Raw genomic sequence first — 825 nt, forward strand, 5'->3', positions numbered from 1 at the left:
ACCGCCCGCGGAGACGGCCGTACCGCCGTGATCTGCGCCACCCGGCAGCTCCAGGGCGACTGCCCGGTCCCGCTCGGCCGTACGCTGACCGGTGGCGTCCCAGGGACCGGCGAGGGCCACCGCTCCGGCGGCCAGCGCGAGTCCCGCGGTGGCGGCGCCCGCGGTGTACCGCAGGGTCCGGGCGTGCGGCGTCCGGGCCGGGCGGGGTGCCGCGGTCCGTACGGCGTCCGTCAACCGTGCGATCCGCGGTCGTACGGTCGCCGTGGCACGCGCCAGAGGGGCCCGCAGGGTGTTCGCGAGCCGTGCCACCTGCGGTCCTACGGCTCGCCAAGGTCTCAGCTCCGGCACGACCACCAGCCCCTTTCGCGATCACACTCCTGCGTGAGGGACACTTAACCACCAGAACTATGTCCTGATCATGGAGGAGCCACCGGTGGAGTTCGACGTCACGATCGAGATCCCGAAGGGTTCGCGGAACAAGTACGAGGTGGACCACGAGACCGGTCGGATCCGCCTGGACCGTCGCCTCTTCACCTCGACCGCCTACCCGACCGACTACGGCTTCGTCGAGAACACTCTCGGCGAGGACGGTGACCCGCTGGACGCGCTGGTCATCCTGGACGAGCCCACCTTCCCGGGCTGCCTCATCAAGTGCCGCGCGATCGGCATGTTCCGGATGACGGACGAGGCCGGCGGCGACGACAAGCTGCTGTGCGTCCCGGCGACCGACCCGCGGGTGGAGCACCTGCGCGACATCCACCACGTGTCGGAGTTCGACCGCCTGGAGATCCAGCACTTCTTCGAGGTCTACAAGGACCTGGAGCC

Annotated in this window: 1 protein-coding gene and 1 pseudogene; one reads left to right on the forward strand and one right to left on the reverse strand. The window is 70.2% G+C overall.

What is annotated here, in order from left to right; genetic code table 11:
* Nucleotides 1–309, reverse strand: a pseudogene (locus GTW40_RS15885) (D-alanyl-D-alanine carboxypeptidase); the annotation flags it as partial.
* Between the two features lie 124 nt (nucleotides 310–433).
* On the opposite strand from GTW40_RS15885, the gene GTW40_RS15890 reads away from it, so the two are divergent.
* On the forward strand, nucleotides 434–825 hold a 392-nt coding region (locus tag GTW40_RS15890), incomplete at its 3' end, for an inorganic diphosphatase (protein WP_343245714.1).

Origin of the sequence: Streptomyces sp. SID4985 (genome assembly GCF_009863025.1) — a bacterium.
In the GTDB taxonomy this organism is placed as follows: domain Bacteria; phylum Actinomycetota; class Actinomycetes; order Streptomycetales; family Streptomycetaceae; genus Streptomyces.